General features: G+C 46.4%; 14 protein-coding genes. 11 read left to right on the forward strand and 3 right to left on the reverse strand.

What is annotated here, in order from left to right; translation table 11 throughout:
- The first annotated feature begins 73 nt into the window (after positions 1 to 73).
- The 4 genes from J2X75_RS17490 (at position 74) to J2X75_RS17505 (ending at position 5,851) form a co-directional block, all read left to right on the forward strand.
- Positions 74 to 1,489, forward strand: coding sequence for a deoxyguanosinetriphosphate triphosphohydrolase family protein (locus tag J2X75_RS17490; RefSeq protein ID WP_310338286.1), 1,416 nt, complete (start codon positions 74 to 76; stop codon positions 1,487 to 1,489).
- A 21-nt stretch (positions 1,490 to 1,510) separates the two neighbouring features.
- Positions 1,511 to 2,536, forward strand: coding sequence for an MsnO8 family LLM class oxidoreductase (locus J2X75_RS17495; protein ID WP_397383844.1), 1,026 nt, complete (start codon positions 1,511 to 1,513; stop codon positions 2,534 to 2,536).
- A 285-nt stretch (positions 2,537 to 2,821) separates the two neighbouring features.
- Positions 2,822 to 4,534 carry a methyl-accepting chemotaxis protein gene (locus J2X75_RS17500; RefSeq protein WP_310338289.1) on the forward strand — a complete coding sequence of 571 codons (1,713 nt, stop codon included), beginning with the start codon at positions 2,822 to 2,824 and terminating at the stop codon, positions 4,532 to 4,534.
- A 339-nt stretch (positions 4,535 to 4,873) separates the two neighbouring features.
- Positions 4,874 to 5,851, forward strand: a complete 978-nt coding sequence (locus J2X75_RS17505; RefSeq protein ID WP_310338292.1) for a TRM11 family SAM-dependent methyltransferase — start codon at positions 4,874 to 4,876, stop codon at positions 5,849 to 5,851.
- A gap of 178 nt (positions 5,852 to 6,029) precedes the next feature.
- Here the strand turns inward: J2X75_RS17505 and J2X75_RS17510 are convergent, their stop codons facing one another.
- The gene (locus J2X75_RS17510) at positions 6,030 to 6,986 is read right to left on the reverse strand and encodes a D-2-hydroxyacid dehydrogenase (RefSeq protein ID WP_310338296.1); all 957 of its coding nucleotides are present in this window, start codon (positions 6,984 to 6,986) and stop codon (positions 6,030 to 6,032) included.
- 207 nt (positions 6,987 to 7,193) lie between these two features.
- Between J2X75_RS17510 and thpR the strand changes: the two genes are divergently transcribed.
- Both thpR and J2X75_RS17520 read left to right on the forward strand, forming a co-directional pair.
- Positions 7,194 to 7,796 (forward strand): RNA 2',3'-cyclic phosphodiesterase, encoded by a 603-nt coding sequence (gene thpR / locus J2X75_RS17515; protein WP_310338298.1) that lies wholly within the window; start codon positions 7,194 to 7,196, stop codon positions 7,794 to 7,796.
- 130 nt (positions 7,797 to 7,926) lie between these two features.
- Positions 7,927 to 8,784, forward strand: a complete 858-nt coding sequence (locus J2X75_RS17520; protein ID WP_091033869.1) for a cell wall hydrolase — start codon at positions 7,927 to 7,929, stop codon at positions 8,782 to 8,784.
- 274 nt (positions 8,785 to 9,058) lie between these two features.
- On the opposite strand, the gene J2X75_RS17525 is transcribed toward J2X75_RS17520, so the two are convergent.
- Positions 9,059 to 10,273, reverse strand: coding sequence for an MGDG synthase family glycosyltransferase (locus tag J2X75_RS17525; RefSeq protein ID WP_310338305.1), 1,215 nt, complete (start codon positions 10,271 to 10,273; stop codon positions 9,059 to 9,061).
- A 382-nt stretch (positions 10,274 to 10,655) separates the two neighbouring features.
- Here J2X75_RS17525 and J2X75_RS17530 point away from each other — a divergent pair, with 382 nt between their 5' ends.
- From J2X75_RS17530 to gltB, 3 genes are all read left to right on the forward strand, one after another.
- The gene (locus J2X75_RS17530; RefSeq protein ID WP_036611349.1) at positions 10,656 to 11,237 is read left to right on the forward strand and encodes a TetR/AcrR family transcriptional regulator; all 582 of its coding nucleotides are present in this window, start codon (positions 10,656 to 10,658) and stop codon (positions 11,235 to 11,237) included.
- A gap of 206 nt (positions 11,238 to 11,443) precedes the next feature.
- Positions 11,444 to 13,726, forward strand: coding sequence for a YhgE/Pip family protein (locus tag J2X75_RS17535; RefSeq protein ID WP_310338311.1), 2,283 nt, complete (start codon positions 11,444 to 11,446; stop codon positions 13,724 to 13,726).
- A 672-nt stretch (positions 13,727 to 14,398) separates the two neighbouring features.
- Positions 14,399 to 18,997, forward strand: coding sequence for a glutamate synthase large subunit (gene gltB, locus J2X75_RS17540; protein WP_150366613.1), 4,599 nt, complete (start codon positions 14,399 to 14,401; stop codon positions 18,995 to 18,997).
- Between the two features lie 483 nt (positions 18,998 to 19,480).
- Here gltB and J2X75_RS17545 read toward each other — a convergent pair whose 3' ends face one another.
- The gene (locus J2X75_RS17545) at positions 19,481 to 19,849 is read right to left on the reverse strand and encodes a helix-turn-helix domain-containing protein (protein WP_076251429.1); all 369 of its coding nucleotides are present in this window, start codon (positions 19,847 to 19,849) and stop codon (positions 19,481 to 19,483) included.
- Positions 19,850 to 20,227: 378 nt separating this feature from the next.
- Here J2X75_RS17545 and J2X75_RS17550 point away from each other — a divergent pair, with 378 nt between their 5' ends.
- Together J2X75_RS17550 and J2X75_RS17555 are read left to right on the forward strand one after the other, a co-directional pair.
- Positions 20,228 to 20,632 carry a hypothetical protein gene (locus tag J2X75_RS17550; protein WP_310338318.1) on the forward strand — a complete coding sequence of 135 codons (405 nt, stop codon included), beginning with the start codon at positions 20,228 to 20,230 and terminating at the stop codon, positions 20,630 to 20,632.
- Positions 20,633 to 20,787: 155 nt separating this feature from the next.
- A complete protein-coding gene (locus tag J2X75_RS17555; protein WP_105597655.1) occupies positions 20,788 to 21,546 on the forward strand; it encodes a tyrosine-protein phosphatase in 759 nt (252 codons plus the stop codon).
- Positions 21,547 to 21,574: the final 28 nt, after the last annotated feature.

Here is a 21,574-nt window from a genome sequence, read left to right on the forward strand (position 1 = left end):
GTTTTACTTTTCGAAACCACAGATGTTGTGTATAATCACTCAAAATAGAGACAGTCGGCTAGGAGTGATCCCCATGCAATGGAACGATCTGAGAGAACATAGACAATATCCTGAATTAACCAAATTGGATGGATCTCGTGCAGCGTATGAACGGGACTATTCGAGACTCATTCATTCACCGACCTTCCGTCGGTTACAGGGCAAATCGCAGGTGTTTGGCGCAGGAACGGGCGATTATTATCGTACTCGCTTGACCCATTCCCTGGAGGTGGCACAGATTGCACGAGAGGCTGCCCGAAGTCTGATTCGCCGTTTTCCCGAGGTGGACTGGGACCGCGCGGACAACCCCGGCCTTATTATTGATTCAGAAGTGGTGGAGTGCGCTGCAATCGCACATGACTTCGGTCACCCGCCGTTTGGACATAAAGGTGAAGAAGTATTGGATGGTATTCTGGATGACCTCATTAACACCGAGGCTAAGAAAATCATGAAAAAAAGCCGCAGCGCCAAAGTTCCCAAGGTGGAGTCTGAAGTCCGTGCCGAGCTAAAACGGAAATACGAGCATTTTGAAGGCAATGCACACAATTTCCGTCTCATTATGCACTTGGAGAAGCGTGAAGATATCGACGGACTGAACCTGTCTGATGCGGTATTACTAGGAATCAACAAGTATCCGTACCCTGGGACAGAGAGCAAGAAAGGCATGTATCATCATGAGTGGCAATATATTCGGGAGATCCGTGATCGCTGGAACGTACCGGCAGGCAAGAAGACGCTGGAAGCACAGTTGATGGACCTCTGCGACGATATTGCGTACTCCTCACATGACCTGGAGGATGGCATCAAAGCAGGCAAAATTGAAGTACATGAACATTTCCTGCAAGATCCACATGTGAATCGACTGATTGTGGATAAGATTACAACGCTGGAGGATCTGTTCTGGAACGGATGGACTCGAGAAGCGATTGGGCAAAAGGTAGAAGAGGTCCTCGCTTCGTTCCTGCGCATCTGGAATGAGAAGATGCCGTTCTGCGAGCATGATTACTCGCGTACCCGTCGTGAAGTGAAGGCCTACTGGGTGAGCTTTTTTGTAGGCAGCCTTGGCGTTATTGACGAAGGCGACTGGAAGAAGGTAACTTTTGTCCGTGAAGGGGCTGAAGACCTTGATATGCTGCGTACGGTGAGTGTGCTCAAGAGTTTTGCCTGGGTGACCATGATTCGTGACCTGCGTGTGCAGCGGCTACAGAAGCGCAGTGAGTGGATGATTAAGCGATTATGGGATGCATTCCTCGATCCGGAAACGTCCAAATCCATTATTCCATCCGACTGGCTGCAGCGGTATGAGAAGGATCAAGCCAAAGCCCAGCCAATCTGGACTTGGGAACACATGGTGATCGATTATATCGCAGGAATGACGGATGCATTTGCCGAGAAAATATATAATGAACTATACGGTCTGAAGGTGGGTTCCATCTACGATCTGGATTAAAATTAACCGATATAAAGGGAGATGAGACGCGTGGCTAAGCGAATGAGTGAGACGTTCAGTCTGGGCGTACTTGACCTTGTTCCAAGGTTAAACGATGCCACAGCGGAACAGGCACTTCAACAATCGGTTACACTTGCGCAACATGCCGAGGCTTGGGGATACGCCCGATACTGGACATCAGAGCATCATGATATGGCTGAACTGGCATCGGCCTCTCCCGAAGTACTGTTATCGCACATCGGAGCAAGGACAACAACGATCCAACTTGGCTCTGGTGCGGTCTTGTTGCCGCATTATAGCCCACTCAAGGTTGCGGAGTCGTTCCGCCTGCTGGCTGCGCTCTATCCGGGGCGCATTGAGCTTGGGCTCGGACGTGCTCCTGGCGGTGGACCTCATGCCACGATGGCACTCAGTGGCAATTACTTGCAGCATGTGTCCAAGCTGCCCGAATCACTTGCAGCACTCACAGAATTGCTGGAAGACCGCTACATGTACGAGGATCATCCCGTGACAGCTCGTCCGATTCCCAAGCTTCCGTTATCACTCTGGATGTTGGGAACTAACGTGAAGAGTGCAGAATTTGCGGCACGGTTTGGCATGGGATATGTATTTGGTCAATTCATGAGTGATGCCGATGGTACAGAGGCTGTAAGGCGATACCGGGAAGGATTTATTCCTAGTGCAACTATGAAGGAGCCTGAGGTTATGGTGGCAGTCAGCGTATTGTGTGCCGAGTCGGAGACGGATGCTATGGCCTGGAGTCGTGACATGTTGGAGAGACGCGAGGCAAATGGGAAAGAACGTTCAACTGAGCAGAATTCAAGTGGTATCACGGTCTCTAACACGAATGATGCAGCCGTTATTGATCATAATGAATCGGTGCGGCACTATGCAGGTACAGCTGATCAGGTATGGGCGCGATTGCAACAGGTGAGTAGCAGGTTGGATACGGAGAGGTTGCTTCTGGTTACGGCAGGACCAGATTATGAGCGCAGGTTGGATTCATATCGATTGCTGGCTGAGCATAAGACAGCAATACTGAACTAGGCTGATCGCTTTATGATGTTAGCCGTTGAAATCCGAACAAACCGAAGAGCTGCAGATCGGGACTTTACCGTATGCTGCAGCTCTTCGGTTTGAACTTTGTCAAGGTTCAACAATCTTTTACAAAACCAAGCATCTTAATGACAAAATAATGTTATAATACTTTACGTCTATTTTCCTATCGATATAATATAGATAAGTTCATTTGACAAGAGGTCAAAAGAAGGGGAAAACAATGACAAACGCACCTGCATTCGGGATGACCGAAGAGGTCAAGGGGGAAATCATATGTTCAGCAGATTCAAGATCAAGAGTATCGGTCTGCGTATCAGCATCGCGTTCTACTTGTTAATCCTCTGTTTAATTGTTTTGAGTGTCACGATTGTCACCCGGATGAATTCAATTGAAACCAATACCAATGAAATTACGAACAATTGGATGCCATCAATCCAGCAAATTAATCGGTTAAACTATACCACAGAGCATGTCCTGTCACTAAGTTATCGTCACTTTGACGCGGAAGAAACAGACAAGGCATTTTTGTCAGAAGAGCGTACCAAGTATATTCGTGAAACGACGCAGGCGATTAAAATTTATGATCAGCAGGAGAAGTCTGCGGAAGAGCTCGAACACTGGACTGCGTTCAAGAACAAATGGGAAGCATATCTCAAGATTAATACGCAATCGATCAAGCTGAGTGATGAGGGTCAGACACAGCTGGCGAAGGAAGTATCTGATAAAGGTGCTGATTCCTTTGACACCATGCAAGTCGATCTTGATTATCTCGTGGAATACAATCAGGAACAGTCCAATCTTGCGGCGGCCCAAACGATCAGATCGGTGCAGGATGGTAGATTAATTATCATTATCGGTGTTCTTGTCATGATTGTCATTACAGCGATCAGCATTCCGGTTATTCGTTCACAGGTCGTGAAACCATTGCTACGTGTCATTAGTGCGGTGAAACTGATTGCAGAAGGCCAATTGAATGTTCAGGACATACATACCAAACATGAGGATGAAGTCGGTGTTCTGGCCAAAGCGGTGAATGACATGAAAGGTAACCTGACTTCCATGGTTCTGAGCGTCAGAAGAATTGCGCAAGCTGTCAATCTGCAAAGTGGGGAACTGGCAATATCCTCAGAAGAGGTTAAGATTGGTAGTCGCCAAATTGCTGTGACCATGGAAGAGTCAGCCAAGGCCGCGGAGAGCCAGGCAGAGACAGCCGTGGAATCAGCCCGTACGGTTGAAGTGTTGAATGATCACATTCAGAATCATACGGAACAAGGCAGTCAGCTACGCGTCATGTCGGATCTTGTACTGGAGCAAGGGCTGAATGGCCGCAAGGCGATGGAACAGTCGGTACAGCAGATGCAACAGATTTCCGGTTCGGTCTCGGCTTCCATGAACAAGATGGAACAGTTGAATCGTAAAAATGAAGATATTTCCAAGCTGGTTCAGGTCATTCATGACATTGCACGTCAAACCAATCTGCTGGCATTGAATGCCTCCATTGAGGCAGCACGTGCGGGAGAGAGTGGACGCGGATTCGCTGTAGTTGCATCAGAAGTGCGGAAGTTATCTGAGGCTGTGCAGACTTCGGTCGAAGAGATCACAGCGATTACCGAGGATATTCAGCAGGAGTCACAAGGTGTGGTTGCGGAATTACGTACGGGCGTTCAGGAGACCGAACTGGGTCAGGAACATGTGCTTGCTTCAGGTCAACTCTTCCGTACAATTAACGAATCAGTGGAAGGCATGGTTGGTGTCATCAGCACGATGACAGATGGACTGGCAGGCATGCAGGAAGCAAGCGGACGAATGAATGATTTCAGTCAGCAGATTTCCGCTGTTTCGGAACAATCGGCAGCGAGTGTGGAAGAAGTTTCTGCATCGGCGGAAGAGCAAGTAAGTTCCATGGAAACGATTAGCGGCAACATTCAAAGTCTGAAAGAATTATCGGAAGATTTGCTTACATCCATTGAAAAATTAAAAATATAACCTTCTTCTTATAATAGAAGAAGCTGGAATCAAGCAGGCGGCGATTGGTGAGAAATCAGTATGATATATGAGCTGTTGGCCTATAACGTTTGCCAGCAAGAATGATTAGGTTTCCAATGTTAGAGTCTCAAAATAAAGTAAGGTGTTCCTCAATCATGGGAACGCCTTATTTTTTCTTTCCAGATAGATACGTGCAAGGAAATGGATAGTTGTCTAGGGGCCTAACATTGTATACAATGACTACCTGAAGCAAACGTATGAGTCGTATTTGATATGTCTTCAATGAGCTTACTATTTATATAGAAGAAACATGATTAATGAAGGAAGGAGAGGGGGATTTTGCCTGATGATACACTTGGTATTTACGCTACTTCTGGGAAACACCTCTACACCTTTGCTTGCCACGAGAACGAGCAAGAATTATGCATGCTGGAGCTGAATACGCTGCTTGAACCGAGTTTGGAGATCCGTATGAATATGGGGTCGTATGTGTGGTCGGAACGATGTATTCCACCTGGACGCAGTCCTTTTATCCATGGCAGACTGGACGTGATCGGCGAAGGGGATGCCGTGACTGATTTGCTTCCTCTTGCCAGAGATATTCACCTGTTGCCTGAAGAGACATTTAAGGTGGTTTGTCTGAAAGAAGGGGATCATACCCCTGATTATGCACAGTCTCGTCAACTGGAAAAAGAAGTTGGTATGTGTATTAAAGGCAAGGCACAGATGAAACAACCTAAGGTGACTTTCGGCCTAATCCGAACAGGAGAAAAATGGATCTTGGGCCAGTGGACAGAAGCGGATCGATCATGGCAGATTCACCGACAGAAGCCGCAAAATTACTCAACTGGATTTGGCATCACGCTTGCGAGATCGCTGGTTAATATTGCTGTTCCGAGAGTAGAAAATCATCGATTGCTTGATCCATGCTGCGGTATGGGAACGGTTGTGATTGAGGCTTTATCCATGGGAATTGATGCAAAAGGTAACGATCTCAATCCGCTGGCTGTCCGAGGTGCGCGAATCAATCTGCCGCATTATGGATATGATTCAGATCGAATCACACTGGGGGATATGAATGAACTGCAAGATTTGTATGATGCAGCAATTCTGGACATGCCCTATAACCTCTGCTCTGTACTTCCGGATGCTGAGCAACGAGCCATGCTGGAGAGTTTGCGCAGATTGGCAAAACGGGCGGTGATTGTTTCCACAGAGTGGGTAGAAGAGCACTTGTTGGAAGCGGGATGGGCTGTAAAAGAGTACCAAACAGTACACAAAGGCACGTTTATACGTCATATTTGGCTTTGTATGTAAGCTTAAAAAACAAAAAAAATCTACCTTAGGGAAATTTCCAGAGGTAGATTTTTTTATTGCTTACATATCCATTGAACTAACCGTTTACACTAGAACGTAGAGGACAGAAATATTTCTTTAGTTCTATTGATATCGTTGATCTGATTTGCATAATATTGCATGGGAACGGGTGTTTGTGTTAATATTTATGACTATAATCCACAAGGTTCAACGGCAGGGTATCGCCAGCGACGTAAGCTTCCAGATTTTTGACGAAAATATCGACTGCTCGATCCGCGTATTGCTCTGTACTTCCTGCGATATGAGGCGTAATTAACACGTTATCCATGCCCCATAGCGGGTGGTCTGCTGGAAGTGGTTCTTCTTCGAACACGTCCAGTGCGGCGAAAGCAACTTGACCGTTTTGGAGTGCATTCAACAACGCTTCCGTTTTCACACTGGGGCCACGGCCTACATTGACGAAGCATGAACCAGATCGGAACTGCTCAAATGCAGTTTGATCATATATATGTTTGGTTTCATCAGTTAGCGGTAAAATGTTAATTACATAATCGCCTTGGCTCAAGGCTTCATGTAAACCAGTCATGTCGTACATTTGGTCCACATTGGGGACGTCCTTACCTGAGCGGCGAACTCCGATCGTGTGCATGCCGAGTGCTTTGAGAATACGTGCTGTTTCCGTACCGATCTCACCTACACCCACGATGACCGCTGTTTTGCCATGCAGTTCCGGCAGTGGTTTGGCAGGAGCTTTCCATTCGGCCTGCTGTTGATGCAGCATAGCTTGTCTCAGCCAGCGACTGTGGGATAACATCATGCCCAGAATAATTTCGGTGATTGGAATCGCGTGAACTCCATTTGCACTGGTCACCTGAACGTTCTTTTGTTGCAGATCTGCGAAGGGGAGATTGTCCACACCAGCAGACCAGACCTGAACCCACTTCAACAGGCTGTCCTGTTTCAATGCATGTTCTGTGACGAGTGGGGACCAGCCGAGAATAATCTCAGCTTCTTTCAACTCAGCGGGGTCCAATTCCTTGGCTTTTCCGAATTTCAGGGTGTATCCCGGTGCAGCATTCTGAATGCGTTGTTGCTGTTCTTCGGATAGAGATGGAAAACATACAATTTTACCCATAATGTGTGGTCCTCCTGAGATAAATAGTTTGATGAGTTTGATAATTAAAGTGTATCAGATTTGGTGTTGGATGTGCATTAAGGTGGGAAATGCAGGAATCTAGCCTTATTTGCAAATGGTTATATTTGTGTCACTCTATACTTACCCAACTTGAAACGATATGTGTAGTTATGAAATAATAGAGCGAACTTTAGAGAGGTGTATGCAATGAATAACCAATCACATCAGGATCATTCATCCCGACGGGAAAGATTGTTTGTAGCCATTCGTCTTCCTGTTGCTGTTCAGCAGTCTCTTCAGATGGATGCGAGGCTTGTACAGAACAAGCTGGATTTTCGTAAATGGACAGATCATAGAGATTATCATATAACCGTGCAATTTTTGGGAGATACGTTAGTTAGTGACATCGGGCACCTTCGAAAAGCATTGCGCTCAGCAGCAAGCGGATTCCAGCCGTTTGAACTTCAGCTCTCCGACTGGGGCACATTTGGACTTGAAGAAGCACCTAAGGTGCTTTGGAAAGGTGTTAGCGGAGAGATAGAGCGCTTGTTTTCATTGCAAAAACAAATCGTGCAGGCGACTTCGCCCCTTGGATATGAAGCTGAATTAAGACCTTATGCTCCCCACATTACCATTGCCAGAAAATATCTGGGACAGGTTCCAGGTAATGAGAATAAAGGGGTATCTGGAGTGCTTCCGGAACATTCCACAGGTGCTAATTCATGGATGGTGGAGGACATTGTACTTTATGTGACAAGGCTGGGGCAATCGCCAATGTATGAGGTCGTGGATACGTTCTCTTTTTCCTGATAATCATTTTTATGCCATAAAATCACATTGACATAACGTTTATCCCTATGTAATATTAGCCATCGTTATTCAAATTCTTTTTTTTGGGTTACTTAGTTAAGGGAATTGTTTCGACAGGAGGAATCTTCGAATGAACATTATAAGCAAAAATCGTTGGGTAGCACCGATGTTATCAGTGCTGCTTGTATGTATAGTGGGGGTAAATGTCGTTCAGGCGACGGGGAAGTGGAATGAAGCTAGTGATAGTAAACAGATGACCGAACTTGCGGCTTCTGTGCAAAATAACCAAACATCTACGCAAGAAGAGAGGCGCATGATGGAAGATGGGACAAGTCTGTCCTCTAATCTGTCTGCCCAAACCGTAGCGTGGACTGAATCTCTGCCAGCGAAGAACTGGCTTACGACTGCTCAAGAAGAGCAGGAACTGCAAGAAGCCAAGGCCAAGAACAAAGCTAGAGCGGTAGCTGCGGCCAAAGCCAAAAAAGAAGCTGCACTGAAATTGGCCAAAGTGAAACGTGCCAAAGAAGTAGCTGCTGTAACAACTCCCCCCCAAAAACTATACTTTACACGGACCAAACTTCTGAACCAGGAAGACTCGAAACTTGCAACCTGGTCATACAGTGTGTCCGATAAAGAACTGCATCTGCTGCAAAAAATCGTTATGGCAGAAGCGGAAGGTGAACCGTACGAAGGCAAAGTGGCAGTTGCCAATGTTGTCTTAAACCGGCTGCGGTCAGCCAATTTTCCCGATACCATTTACAAGGTCATCTATCAGAAATCCCAGTTTAGTCCTGTAGCGAACGGACGTATGAAACGTGTGGTTCCCAACGAGGACAGCATCAAAGCAGTGAATGCTGCGTTGAACGGGAAGAAGGAAGTTGCCGATGATACGTATTATTTCTTATCATTGACGCTTGCCGACGATCTGACAGTTGCTCGCTCGCAGAAAAAAGTAAAAACGATCGGTCATCATACTTTTTACAAGTAATCGACCCGTAAATTCTGCAAACAGGCAGGGTAGTTAACTGTGTGTGCATCACACGGCCCTTGGAAAAGCCTGAATCGTAGTTTTATTTCGTTATTTAAAATATGGTTATACTCTAAATTACCCTTTTTTCTGCCAAATCATACGGTGGAATTCGTGAAAATAAAAGAAGGTTCCCTTCCAAAAATTCGGAAGGGAACCTTCTTTGTATATCGTAAGCAATTGTCTTGTTCCCTATAACACCTCGTGAGAGCTGTTCTATAGGTCCATAGAGACGTCAGAATGGTATTCTGGTACCTGACAAGGATGTGGCAGTAATTCCGGCTGTGAAGCGCTCCACGGAGGTTGTTGTGACTTCGGCTGTAGTCGGAAACAATAAGTTATGAACAGCTTGAGCACAGCACTTCGGATCATAGACCGAATGGTTACCTGAAATATGTGCTACGTTCAGCGGGCTTTCAGTTTGAGTAGATGCCTGCTCAACTAGTTGTCTGAAACGATTGGTAATCACGTCGGCAGAGTGAATGACCTGGCCGTATCCGGCTTGTACAAAGTATTCACAGTTCTCTTCCTCTTGACCTGCAATCGGAGGAATAAACAACATCGGTAGACCCTTGGCCAGCGCTTCAGTGCATGTCATGCCACCTGGCTTTGTAATCAGCACATCGGATACATCCATCAGTTTGCTTACTTCTCGTGTATATCCCAGAATACGAATATTCGGATGCTGGAAGCAAGGCATTTCCTTCATTTTTGCAATCATTTTTTCATTGCTTCCTAGACAGAAGACCAATTGAACACGATCTGCCCAAGACGTGAGAGCTTTCATATGATCCTCATCAAACGAAAGTCCCCATCCGCCACCCATAAGTAGCGCTGTAGGCATGTTCTGAAGCCCCATCTCTTCCCGTAGCTTCACCTTATCTCCAGCTTCCCAGAAGTCTGGATGCACAGGGATTCCCGTGATCTGAATATGGGAGGGATCGACACCCCGGATCTCAAGCAATGCTTTGACCTGAGGGGTAGAGACCAGATATTTGTTCACTTCCGGATTAATCCATGTTCCGTGCACGTCATAATCCGTCACAACCGTATAGAGCGGGATATTCAGACCCTGGCGTTTAAGCCGGGAGATGACAGCATTCGGAAAAGGATGGGTACAGATCACCGCATCGGGTTTCAGTTGGGATACGACCTGTGCCGTCTGTGTATAGAAAATTCGGTGCAACGCCAGCTTGGTAAAACCATTTAATGATTTATTGTACTGTGTGCGGTACAACAGGCTGACCAGTTTGGGTTGAACCGATAGTGTCTTTCGATATGCAGAGAAAATTAGTGGAGCTACCGTTGGGTTCAAAAATTTGCCTAGTTCAATGACACGACTGTGAACATGTGGACTGACTTTTTTGATGCCATGTGCCAGCGCATGAGCGGCCTGAGTGTGACCGGTACCGAAACCTTCCGATAATAAGAGCACTCTTGGTTTTCGCATGAGTTCACCTTTATTCATAAGTTTTAATTCAAAAAGAAAATATTCATTGTTTATTCTAGCTATGGAATGCGTTACTACATGAATATACATTGAAGCACAAAATCATGTTTCTTCTATGAATATTTACACCATATATCTTACAATGAGACAACTTAAACTTCATTATATACACGTATTATCTGAGTCATCTTACACTATAGACGACGACAGAAGGAGTTTCCACTGCATTTCGGTTAAAAAATATTAACACAATTTTTAAAATGTTAGGGTTGCAATCTTATTGCGAAGGTGGTATTCTATTTTTTGACCGAATGACTGAATTGTATTTTTGGTCATTTATATGGAACGTTTAAACAATGAATCAGCATAAAGGAGGGATACGATGGCTCCGATTGACAGGAGACAGCAGGTTATTCATGCAGCAGCCCAGTCGTTTGCCATGTTTGGATACAAAGCAACGACGATGGATCAGGTCGCCAAGATTGCGAACGTTGGCAAAGGAACGATCTATACGTTTTTCACCAATAAGGAACAATTGTTTGATCAGATCCTGGTAGAAGTGATTCAGGAAATGAAGAACATCGCGCATCGTGAAGTACATCAGGAAAGTGCATTTTTCGATAATCTGTTTCGGGTACTGGATGCATTGTTAGAGTTTCGTCGTGATCACGATCTGCTCGTTAAGTTATCTCAGGAGCTGAAGGACTTTGGAACGCTGCAGGCCAAGGAAGGATTGGACAAGGTGGAGAAAGTAATCTCCGACTTTCTGGCTAAGGAGCTTGAGAAAGCAAAAGACAATGGAGAGATTCGAGATTGTGATCCGCAAGTCGTCGCATTTATGATGATTCGCCTGTATATTGCACTCACCTCAGACTGGAGCAAACAACATCAACCGCTGAGCAAAGAGGAAATTAAGACTTACTTTCGCCTTTTCTTAATGGAAGGAATTGCTGCTGTAACGTAATCCGAATTTAATCTACTATAATATAAGGATTTTTACGCGTATCAAGCAGGGAGGCTTGTCGGAAGACAGGTTGTTTTTTTGTCCAAAAGTGACCGTTTGAGGAAAGTGGTCAGTTCGTGTTTCAGTATGTTTTCTGGAATGCGACATTGTATTTCATTATGGTTATTCCTGCTCATGGAGCAGAGAGATTAAGGGGAGAAAATGACATGAAATCTTTATCCGTGTTTTTCAAGGATGTGGGATCGGCCGTGAGAAACCCGAAGGTTTTGATCCCTGTTATTGCAATTATGTTTATACCGATCCTGTATAGTGGCATCTATCTGGCGGCCTATTGGGACCCGTATGGTCATGTGGATGAGATGCCGGTTGCCGTTGTCAATCTGGATAAAGGCGCTGAGCTGGAGGGCAAATCCCTCCATGTGGGTAGTGATCTGGTGGATGAGCTGAAGAAAAATGCCGATTTCAAATGGGATTTTGTCAGTGCGAGTCAAGCCAAAGAAGGCATGAGTAATGACAAATATTATATGCAAATTACGATTCCGGAGAACTTCTCATCCCAAGCAACAACATTGCTCGATGACAAGCCGGAGCCGGCTGATCTGATCTATGAACCGAATGGCAATTACAGTTTTGTCGGTGCACAGATTGGTAAGACCGCTATTAAGGACCTGAAAGCAAAAGTCTCAGCCAAAGTAACGGAATCCTATGCAGAAACATTGCTAGACAAGTTCTCCGAAGTATCGGATGGCTTGGCTGAGGCAGGCGATGGGGCTGGTGAACTGAATACCGGCGCAGGCAAACTGGATGATGGTGCTGTTAAGCTCAAGGATAACCTGGCGAAGCTTGCATCAGGAACGCTTGAACTTCAGGAAGGACTTTCTCCATTGAGTGATGGTGTTAACGCGCTGCACACAGGGGCAACCAAGCTTGAAAGTGGAACATCGAATCTTGTATCCGGTCTGCAACAGCTTCAGGCAGCTGCTTCGAGCCAGCTTCAGAGCGGAGCAGATCAGTTGAAGGATGGCAGCGCCAAGTTGGAAACCGGACTCCAGTCTTCACTGGATGGCACAAGTAAGTTGCAGGCTGGCCTGAAATCGTCAGAACAGGGCAGTGCGAAGCTGTCGGATGGTCTGCAAAGTGCCGTTCAGGGCAGCGGCACACTGGCAACAGGCCTGCAATCGGCTGTAGATGGCAGTTCCAAGGTTGCTGATGGAGCACAGGATGTAGCCGCCGGATTGAAACAGCTTGCTGCATCAAACCCGGAACTGGCCGAAAATGCGGATGTACAGAAACTGCTTGCAGCAAGTGAGGCTGTCGCTGACGGCAGTGCACAACTGCATGAGAGCGAGCAGAAACTTGCGCAGGGTGCAGATCAACTGCATCAGGGTAACCAGCAGCTGGCTGCGGGTGCAGCCGAGCTTCATGGAGGCCAGGAGCAACTTCTTGCTGGTGCGAACCAGCTGGTGGATGGTCAGCAGCAATTGCTAGCTGGTGCCGGACAGCTTAGTCAAGGAGGTGCGAAGCTCTCCGATGGTCTTAAGCAGTTCAGCGGCAAACTGGGCGATGCTGCAAGTGGTGGTACATTGCTTGCAGATGGCGCCAAGCAGCTGGGCTCAGGGACAACAGCTTTGCAAACGGGTGTGGGTAAACTCAGTGGTGGCGTTAATTCACTAACCGATGGTTCCAAGCAACTGGGTGATGGCGCGGGCAAACTGGCTGACGGTCTTACCGAGCTAAAAGATGGCTCAGGTGAACTGGCAACCAAGCTGAATGATGCCGCTCAGAAAACATCCGAAGTTAAGAAAACGGATGATGTGGTGAATATGTTCGCTGAACCTGTAAACTCCTCGGAGAACACAGCAGAGAACGTGAGTAATTATGGTACAGGATTGACACCGTTCTTCCTGTCGATCGGTCTGTTTGTGGGATCGCTGATTTCTACGATTGTATTGAAAATGCGGGAAACGTCCGTACCTGGTGCAACAGGCTGGAATCGTTTTGTCAGCCGGACACTGGTATTTGGCTCCGTGAGTATTTTCCAATCGGTTATTGTGGCAAGTTTCATGTTATATGGTCTTGGACTGGAGACGCACAGCGTAGGGCTGTTCTACCTGTTTACCATTATTACGGGGCTGACCTTCATGTTGATCGTTCAGGCACTTGTAACCTGGCTGGATCTGCCTGGACGTTATGTTGTCATTCTGCTTCTGGTCTTCCAGCTTGCGGCTAGTGCAGGGACCTTCCCGGTAGAACTGATTCCATCATGGCTTCAGGCATTTAGCCCTTGGTTGCCAATGACACACAGCATTATGGGCTTCAAAGCCGTGGTATCGAGTGGTAATCTGGATGTGATGTGGCATCAGGCAGGAATTCTTAGCATCTATGCAGGTGTATCCATCCTGCTGACGCTTGCTTACTTCCTCTGGAATGGCAGACGTCCGAAAAAAGAAGTCGAACAGGCTGATTCTGGTCAAGTTGTGACGGCATAAGTCGAACCTGATCTTCAGCAGGGTCATATTTTTGAAAAAAACTTTATTTTCTTGTAGTGAAATTATGCAATATAGTAGTCAAATAGTGCAAATAGCCTGTGACCCCAAAAAGGGGTTGCAGGCTATTTTGTATACAAATGCATAGAGAAGTAAAGTTTCGCTGGCTTAAGCAGTGAAAATTTGGTGGAATTATGGATAAACCTAGGCTGTACATGGAACGATTTTCTTCTGTCAGCAATTTAATTCAGTTGTACTCTGGCTTAAAAAGTGTATAATTATTCGAAAAAGAGATGAATTTAAACGTCACTACTGTAAAGCTGTACTGCAAAACATTTCTTATCAGAGGTATTAAAAAGTTTAAATTGCGCTGATGTTAGGTCGGTGTTAAAATAATAGAACTATATCAAAAAAAACGTCGCTCCATTTCAGTAGCCGTGCCAGCGGCTGCGTGTTGATTTATACAGGTTGTTTGCCGGATCGTCCGGATCAGCTCATCTCATTTAATGGCTTCTGCCCAATAGCAGGCATTATTTTTGACAGTCTCATGCTGTCACCTCTTCTATCTAGCAGGCTCTATCGCAAGCGAAAGGCCAGCTCCTCCCGTTTCATTGTTGCCTGTTGCCTATGTTCTTGATCTTTCCGAAATACTTCATTATAGAAAGGTTGCGTTCCATGAGACACATCGGATTACCTCCAAAACAGGGTCTGTATGACCCGCAGTTCGAAAAAGACGCATGCGGAATGGGTTTTGTTGCCAACATCAAAGGAGTACCTTCACACGATATCGTTAGTCAGGCACTGACCATGCTTAGTAACATGGAGCACCGTGGAGGACAGGGAAGTGAACCAAATTCCGGTGACGGAGCAGGTATCCTGATTCAGATCCCACATCGCTATTTTGCACAGGAAGCGGAACGTCTTGGTTTTGCATTGCCTGAACAGGGTTTCTATGGCGTAGGGATGTTGTTCATGTCCCAAGACCCTGCCATCCGTAGTGCACATGAAGAGAGCCTTAAGAAGATTATTGAAGAAGAAGGACAGACGTTCCTGGGTTTCCGGGATGTTCCTACTTTTGATGAAATGCTTGGCCGTTCTGCACTTGCAGCGAAACCTTATGTACGTCAGGTGTTCATTGGAAGATCAGCAGATGTGAAGGATGAGCTTGGATTCGAGCGTAAGCTGTATGTTATTCGCAGACGTGCTGAGCTGGCTATTCGTTATTCGGCAGATGAAGCAGAAGGCGGTTCATTCTACCTTCCAAGCTTGTCTTGTCGCAAAATTGTATATAAAGGCATGCTGACAACGGAACAGGTGGGAGAGTTCTATCTGGATCTGCAGCAAGACCTTGTTGAATCGGCTATTGCACTCGTGCATTCCCGTTTCAGTACGAACACCTTCCCGAGCTGGGAACGTGCCCACCCGTATCGCTTCATGATCCACAACGGTGAGATCAACACGATGCGTGGTAACGTGAACTGGATGCATGCTAGACAGTCCTTGTTCGAGAGCGAGTTGTTCGGTGACGACATCGCGAAAGTAAAACCGGTCATCAATCCAGACGGTTCGGATACAGCCATGTTTGATAACACACTGGAGTTCCTGTATCTGAGTGGACGTTCCCTGCCACACGTGGCCATGATGATGGTTCCTGAACCTTGGAGCACGGATGAGGGAATGGACCCTGCCAAAAAGGCATTTTATGAGTATCACAGCACGATGATGGAGCCTTGGGATGGGCCAGCAGCAATGGCCTTTACAGATGGTTTGCAAATTGGTGCAACACTTGACCGTAACGGTTTGCGTCCAGCTCGTTATTATGTAACCAAAGATGACCGTATTATCCTGTCCTCAGAAGTTGGGGTACTTGATATCGCACCGGAAGAGATCCTGTACAAAGATCGTCTGCGCCCAGGTCGGATGTTACTTGTGGATACACAAGAAGGCCGCATCATCGCGGATGAGGAAGTAAAAGCAATCATTGCAGCCGAGAATCCGTATCAGGATTGGCTTGATGAGCATTTGATGGATCTGAGCGAGTTGCCGGAAGCACCGGAACTTCCTGATCCAAAACATGATAACGTGACCCAGCTTCAGCTGGCATATGGTTATACATTTGAAGAACTGCGCAAAATCCTGGAGCCCATGGCAACAACAGGTATGGAAGCTACGGGTTCGATGGGTTATGATGCACCGCTGGCTGTGCTGTCGGATCGTCCGCAGCGTCTGTACAACTACTTTAAACAGATGTTCGCCCAGGTAACCAATCCGCCAATCGATGCAATCCGTGAAGAGATTGTAACGTCTACGGCAACAACCATTGGACCTGAGCGCAACTTGTTGAATCCAGAACCGGAGAGCTGTCGCCAGATCCGTCTGGATACACCGGTATTGTCGAATGAAGACTTTGCGAAGATTCGCCATGTGCGTCGCCCAGGCTTCCGCTCCATGACGATTCCAATCTTCTTCACCGCTGCGGAAGGAGCAGAAGGACTTCGCAAAGCGATGGATTTGCTCTTCGAAGCTGCGGATCGTGTCATAGACAAAGGACATAACATTTTGATCCTGTCTGACCGCGGTGTGGACGCAGAGAATGCTGCCATTCCTGCATTGCTTGCTGTAGCAGGTCTGCATCACCATCTGATTCGCCAGGGAACCAGAACTAAAGTCAGCATTATGCTCGAATCGGCAGAACCGCGTGATATTCACCACTACGCGTTGCTGCTGGGTTACGGTGTAAGTGCGGTGAACCCTTATCTGGCCTTTGAAACGCTGGATGACATGATTCAGCAAGGGTTGCTGCGTGGTATCTCGCATGAGAAAGCAGTGAAAAACTACATTAAAGCAGCTACCAAAGGCGTTACTAAAGTGTTGTCCAAAATGGGGATTTCTACGATTCAATCGTATCGTGGAGCTCAAATATTCGAAGCGGTAGGTCTGAAATCAGACTTCGTTGACCGTTACTTTACCTGGACACCTTCCCGTATCGGTGGAATTGGGTTGGAAGAAGTGGCAGCCGAAGCGTTGACACATCATAACCGTGCCTTTACGGAAAAAGACGGTAACGATAAAGTATTGGATTCCGGTGGGGATTATCAATGGCGTAACGACGGAGAAGAGCATCTGTTCAATCCGCAAACCATTCATACCCTGCAACATGCGGTACGCACTGGGGATTACAAGCTGTATAAAAAATATTCCAAACTTGTACAAGGTGAGAATGATCAACTGTTGACCATTCGCTCCATGCTGAAACTGAAACCAGTTGGAGATTCCATTCCACTCGAAGAAGTTGAATCCGTAGAAGATATCATGCGTCGTTTCAAAACAGGTGCAATGTCCTTCGGTTCGATCAGTAAAGAGGCGCATGAAGATCTTGCCATTGCTATGAACCGTGTTGGAGGTAAATCCAATACCGGTGAAGGTGGAGAAGATCCGGCTCGCTTCATTAAAGATAGCAACGGGGATTCCCGTCGCAGTGCGATTAAACAGGTAGCATCCGGACGTTTTGGTGTTACATCCAACTACTTGGTTAATGCCGACGAAATTCAGATCAAAATGGCACAGGGAGCTAAACCAGGTGAAGGCGGACAACTGCCAGGACGTAAAGTGTATCCTTGGGTTGCTGAAGTCCGTGGTTCAACACCAGGTGTAGGTCTGATCTCACCTCCACCGCATCACGATATCTACTCGATCGAAGATCTGGCAGAGTTGATCTATGACTTGAAAAATGCCAATCCGCGTGCTGAGATTAACGTGAAGCTTGTATCGGAAGTGGGCGTGGGTACCATCGCAGCTGGTGTAGCCAAAGGCCGTGCCGATATTATCCTTGTCAGCGGTTATGACGGTGGTACAGGTGCATCACCGCAAGGTTCGATTCGCCACGCAGGTATGCCTTGGGAACTAGGTCTTGCAGAGACACATCAAACGTTGATGCTGAACAATCTGCGTGACCGTGTTGTCCTCGAAACAGACGGTAAAATGCTTAACGGCCGTGACTTGGCGATTGCAGCCTTGCTTGGAGCAGAAGAGTATGGTTTCTCTACAGCACCGCTCGTTGCACTTGGTTGTATCATGATGCGTGTCTGTCAAATGGATACCTGTCCGGTTGGTGTAGCGACACAGAATCCGGAATTGCGTAAAAATTATATGGGTGATCCAGCTCATGTGGTTAACTTCATGCGATTTGTTGCTGAGGATGTGCGTGAGATCATGGCTGATCTTGGTTTCCGTACTATTCAGGAGATGGTCGGACGTACAGATTGCCTCGAAACGGTAGAAGCCGTAGATCACTGGAAGAAAAAAGGTGTGGATCTGTCTGTATTGCTGCACGTGCCTGAAATGCCGGAAGGCTCTGCACGTTACCGCACACAGCATCAGAATCACCAATTGGAAGAAACGCTGGATATGCAACAATTGCTGCCACTGGCACAGTCTGCTATTGAATCCGGTCAACCGGTTGAAGCGGTGCTTCCAATTACAAACGTTAACCGTGCAGTAGGTACCATTTTGGGTAGTGAGATCACACGCAAATATGGACTCGCAGGATTGCCTGAAGATACGGTTAAATTCAAATTTGTCGGCTCTGCCGGACAAAGCTTTGGGGCCTTTGTACCTAAAGGTATGACCTTGACCGTTGAAGGGGATTCCAATGACTACGTAGGTAAAGGACTGTCCGGAGGTAAACTGATCGTGATGCCTTCTCCGAAAGCAACGTTTGAGGCGGAAGATAACATCATTATCGGTAACACGGCTCTCTACGGAGCAACAAGCGGCGAAGCATATATCCGTGGTATTGCGGGTGAGCGATTTGCTGTACGTAACTCGGGCGCCAAAGTAGTCGTTGAAGGTGTAGGCGACCATGGTTGTGAGTATATGACAGGTGGACGTGTCGTTGTACTGGGCGATACAGGTCGTAACTTTGCAGCAGGGATGTCTGGAGGTATTGCCTATGTGTATGATCCGGAAGGCACATTCCTGAAACGTTGTAATCTGGAAATGGTTCTTTTGGAGCGTATCGAAGATGTGGCCGAAAGTGCAGATCTGCGAGGCATGATTCAACGTCATGTTGCCAATACAGGAAGTGCTGTCGGTCAGCGCGTTCTGGATAACTGGCAAGATGCGCTGAATCAGTTCGTTCGGGTTATTCCGAAGGACTTCAAACGTATGACAGAACAGATCGAACGGATTCAGGCAACAGGTTTGACTGGAGAAGCAGCGCTGCTTGCAGCGTTTGAAGCGAATATGCGTGAACTTGCACGTGCTGGAGGTTAATAACTGCCTTGTTCAAACGTATAAGTGCATGAACAGGTTGTATTAAGAATAATAGGAGCAATATGGTTGCCATTCCGGCACCATATTGCTCCTATTTTGCTTTCGACAAAATTAGAACCCCTTCAAAAAACGTTATCGCCATGAGACGACAACATCGAGGAACTTTCTCAAGTATAATAAGGCTAGTTTTGGAGGGCAGGGAAAGTATAAAGATAAGAGAGGTTAGCGGAATGAATATGAAGCATCCAAACAGGGACGATCGTAGGCCGACAGGTAAACAAGTCGAAGCAACCCAGATGGACATCATGAAGGTTTTACTGCAATGCGGAATCGACCCGGAGCGTTGGAACCATTTCGTATCCTCCGTCAACAACAAGCGTCCTTGACACAATAGACAAGCATGGAATGAAAGGAAATTAAGACACAAAAAAAGCCCAGAAGCCAGAGATGTTATCTCTCGGGAACTGGGTCCTCTTTTCGGGTTTAGTCCATACTGCGTTCCATTCGGACAAACGCAATAAAACGACGTGCCTCTTCTTCTGTTAAGGACTTCCCATCAATCATCAGATCGAAGCGTTCCAACACTTCCTTATCCGATAACTCCAAGGTATCAACGAAATCACGTACATCTTCATCCATCACAACATCGCTTTGCTTTGTACGTCCTATAAGATAATCAATAGACACCTCAAAGATGTCAGCAAGTCTCGTTAACACTTCGAAATCCGGTTTACGACGGTTCTTCTCGTAGTGGGAGAGAGCAGCTCTGGTAATATGAATGGAGCTCGCAAGTTCTTCTTGAGTAAGTCCCCGCTGTTCCCGTAATTCAGCAATGCGATTTCCGTAGCTCATAAGCTATTTCCCCCTGAACGACATCAAATATATATTGAAACAATCCTGAGCCAAGTGTTTGATCAGGGCAGCTTTCCTGCAAAAGAGTAACTCCTCATGTGTTTCCTTTAACCCATTTCCATTTGTAAATAGGTCTGTCTAAGGACATCTCAAATTGTCGTAAATCAAAAGAACCATGTCCAAATACCGCTTGACATGATACGTATTGTATCGTAAATTGGACGTATGGAGTTACAAAATGTATCATTTGGAATATTTTAAGTATCTCCTAGTTGCCTGGACCATATACCTGTGAGAAGGAAGTGGAGGCAGTCCATGTAGGCTAATCCATTCTAAAGGAATGAAACCATGTATTCAATAATTCAGGAATGGGCTGATATGAAATTAAATGTCCATATGTACATTCAGGAGTTTCAAGGGAAAATGGTAGACCGCAAAAGACGCCCTGTTCTGTTACTTGGAATGGACACTCAAGCAATCACCTTCCTGAGCGACCTGAACTTGCCGGTATCATCAGAAATGCTCATTGGTTTGGATGTTGAAGATCAACATGTATGTGTAAGACTTCACGCAAGGTTGCAATGGAAACAGCCCTTCGGAGAGCTCACAATGTATCATTCAAACTTGCATATTCAGCACGAACAGAAACTATATATAACTGGACAGTTAAACACAATGCTTATTGAAGTTCAGTTTCCCGCGGTTTCCCGTTTTCAGTATGAAAAGGCAACAGAACAAAAGGCTCTGCAGGAACCCTATCATTACATTGATTTCACCATATAATTCCAAGTCGATTCTTAACATTTTCTGAACAAAACATGTACTTAACGCCATTTTACTATATTTCATAGCGTTATGCATTAGTTCTTTAACACCAAAAGCATTTGCGCAATGAATAAAGGGGCGAGGGGGCTCATACTATTTCAGGAAGTTTGGATATGGTTGAAATGCACTGCCACATATTATCCGGCCTGGATGATGGTCCTGTTCGAATGGAGCAGTCCGTTGCGATGGCTGAGAAGGCGGCAGCCTCAGGAATTACCTCCATTATTGCTACTCCGCATCACCTGAACGGGCAATACAACAATGAACCGATGGTGGTCAATCAGGCCGTGAACCTGCTTCATGCAGAACTTCGCAAACGTAACATTCGCCTGGAGATCCGTCCCGGACAGGAGATCAGGGTGCATGACAACCTGATTGGAGACTTATATGCAGGAAAGTGCTGCACACTCGCCGGAAGTCGTTACATGTTGCTGGAACTGCCCTTTGGTCATATTCCCTCACAGTTCCCCAGGATACTGCATGAATTACGAATAGCGGGAATTACCCCTATTATTGCTCATCCGGAACGCAATCGTGTCATTTTGAAGAAGCCAAGGTTGTTGGCTGATTACTTGAGTCAAGGCGGGCTATGTCAGCTTACGGCTCAATCTTTCACTGGGCTTTTCGGACGGAAAGTTCGGCAGTGGTGTTTTCATTTTTGTAAAGAAAACGGGTTTCATTTCATTTCATCAGATGCACATGATACGTGCAAAAGGACATTTGCCATAAGTGAAGGGGAGCGGGCTATCGAGCGTCGATTTGGAGCTGAAGCCGTTAAGCGGCTGGCAGAGAATGCGTCGCACATTCTATCGAATTCGTGCCTGGTCACAGAACGCTGGAAACCTCGCAAATGGCTACTGTCCATCTGGTAGTTACATAGGATAGATCACAACGTATAGG

Source organism: Paenibacillus sp. 2003 (assembly GCF_031455635.1).
Taxonomy (GTDB): Bacteria; Bacillota; Bacilli; order Paenibacillales; family Paenibacillaceae; genus Paenibacillus; species Paenibacillus amylolyticus_B.

Excerpts from the sequence above, each read along its gene's own strand:
- J2X75_RS17525 (WP_310338305.1), bottom strand. The coding sequence starts at position 10,273 with ATGCGAAAACCAAGAGTGCTCTTATTATCGGAAGGTTTCGGTACCGGT.
- J2X75_RS17500 (WP_310338289.1), top strand. The coding sequence starts at position 2,822 with ATGTTCAGCAGATTCAAGATCAAGAGTATCGGTCTGCGTATCAGCATC.
- J2X75_RS17530 (WP_036611349.1), top strand. The coding sequence starts at position 10,656 with ATGGCTCCGATTGACAGGAGACAGCAGGTTATTCATGCAGCAGCCCAG.
- J2X75_RS17510 (WP_310338296.1), bottom strand. The coding sequence starts at position 6,986 with ATGGGTAAAATTGTATGTTTTCCATCTCTATCCGAAGAACAGCAACAA.
- gltB (WP_150366613.1), top strand. The coding sequence starts at position 14,399 with ATGAGACACATCGGATTACCTCCAAAACAGGGTCTGTATGACCCGCAG.
- J2X75_RS17535 (WP_310338311.1), top strand. The coding sequence starts at position 11,444 with ATGAAATCTTTATCCGTGTTTTTCAAGGATGTGGGATCGGCCGTGAGA.
- J2X75_RS17490 (WP_310338286.1), top strand. The coding sequence starts at position 74 with ATGCAATGGAACGATCTGAGAGAACATAGACAATATCCTGAATTAACC.
- J2X75_RS17550 (WP_310338318.1), top strand. The coding sequence starts at position 20,228 with ATGAAATTAAATGTCCATATGTACATTCAGGAGTTTCAAGGGAAAATG.
- J2X75_RS17545 (WP_076251429.1), bottom strand. The coding sequence starts at position 19,849 with ATGAGCTACGGAAATCGCATTGCTGAATTACGGGAACAGCGGGGACTT.
- thpR (WP_310338298.1), top strand. The coding sequence starts at position 7,194 with ATGAATAACCAATCACATCAGGATCATTCATCCCGACGGGAAAGATTG.
- J2X75_RS17520 (WP_091033869.1), top strand. The coding sequence starts at position 7,927 with ATGAACATTATAAGCAAAAATCGTTGGGTAGCACCGATGTTATCAGTG.
- J2X75_RS17555 (WP_105597655.1), top strand. The coding sequence starts at position 20,788 with ATGGTTGAAATGCACTGCCACATATTATCCGGCCTGGATGATGGTCCT.
- J2X75_RS17495 (WP_397383844.1), top strand. The coding sequence starts at position 1,511 with ATGAGACGCGTGGCTAAGCGAATGAGTGAGACGTTCAGTCTGGGCGTA.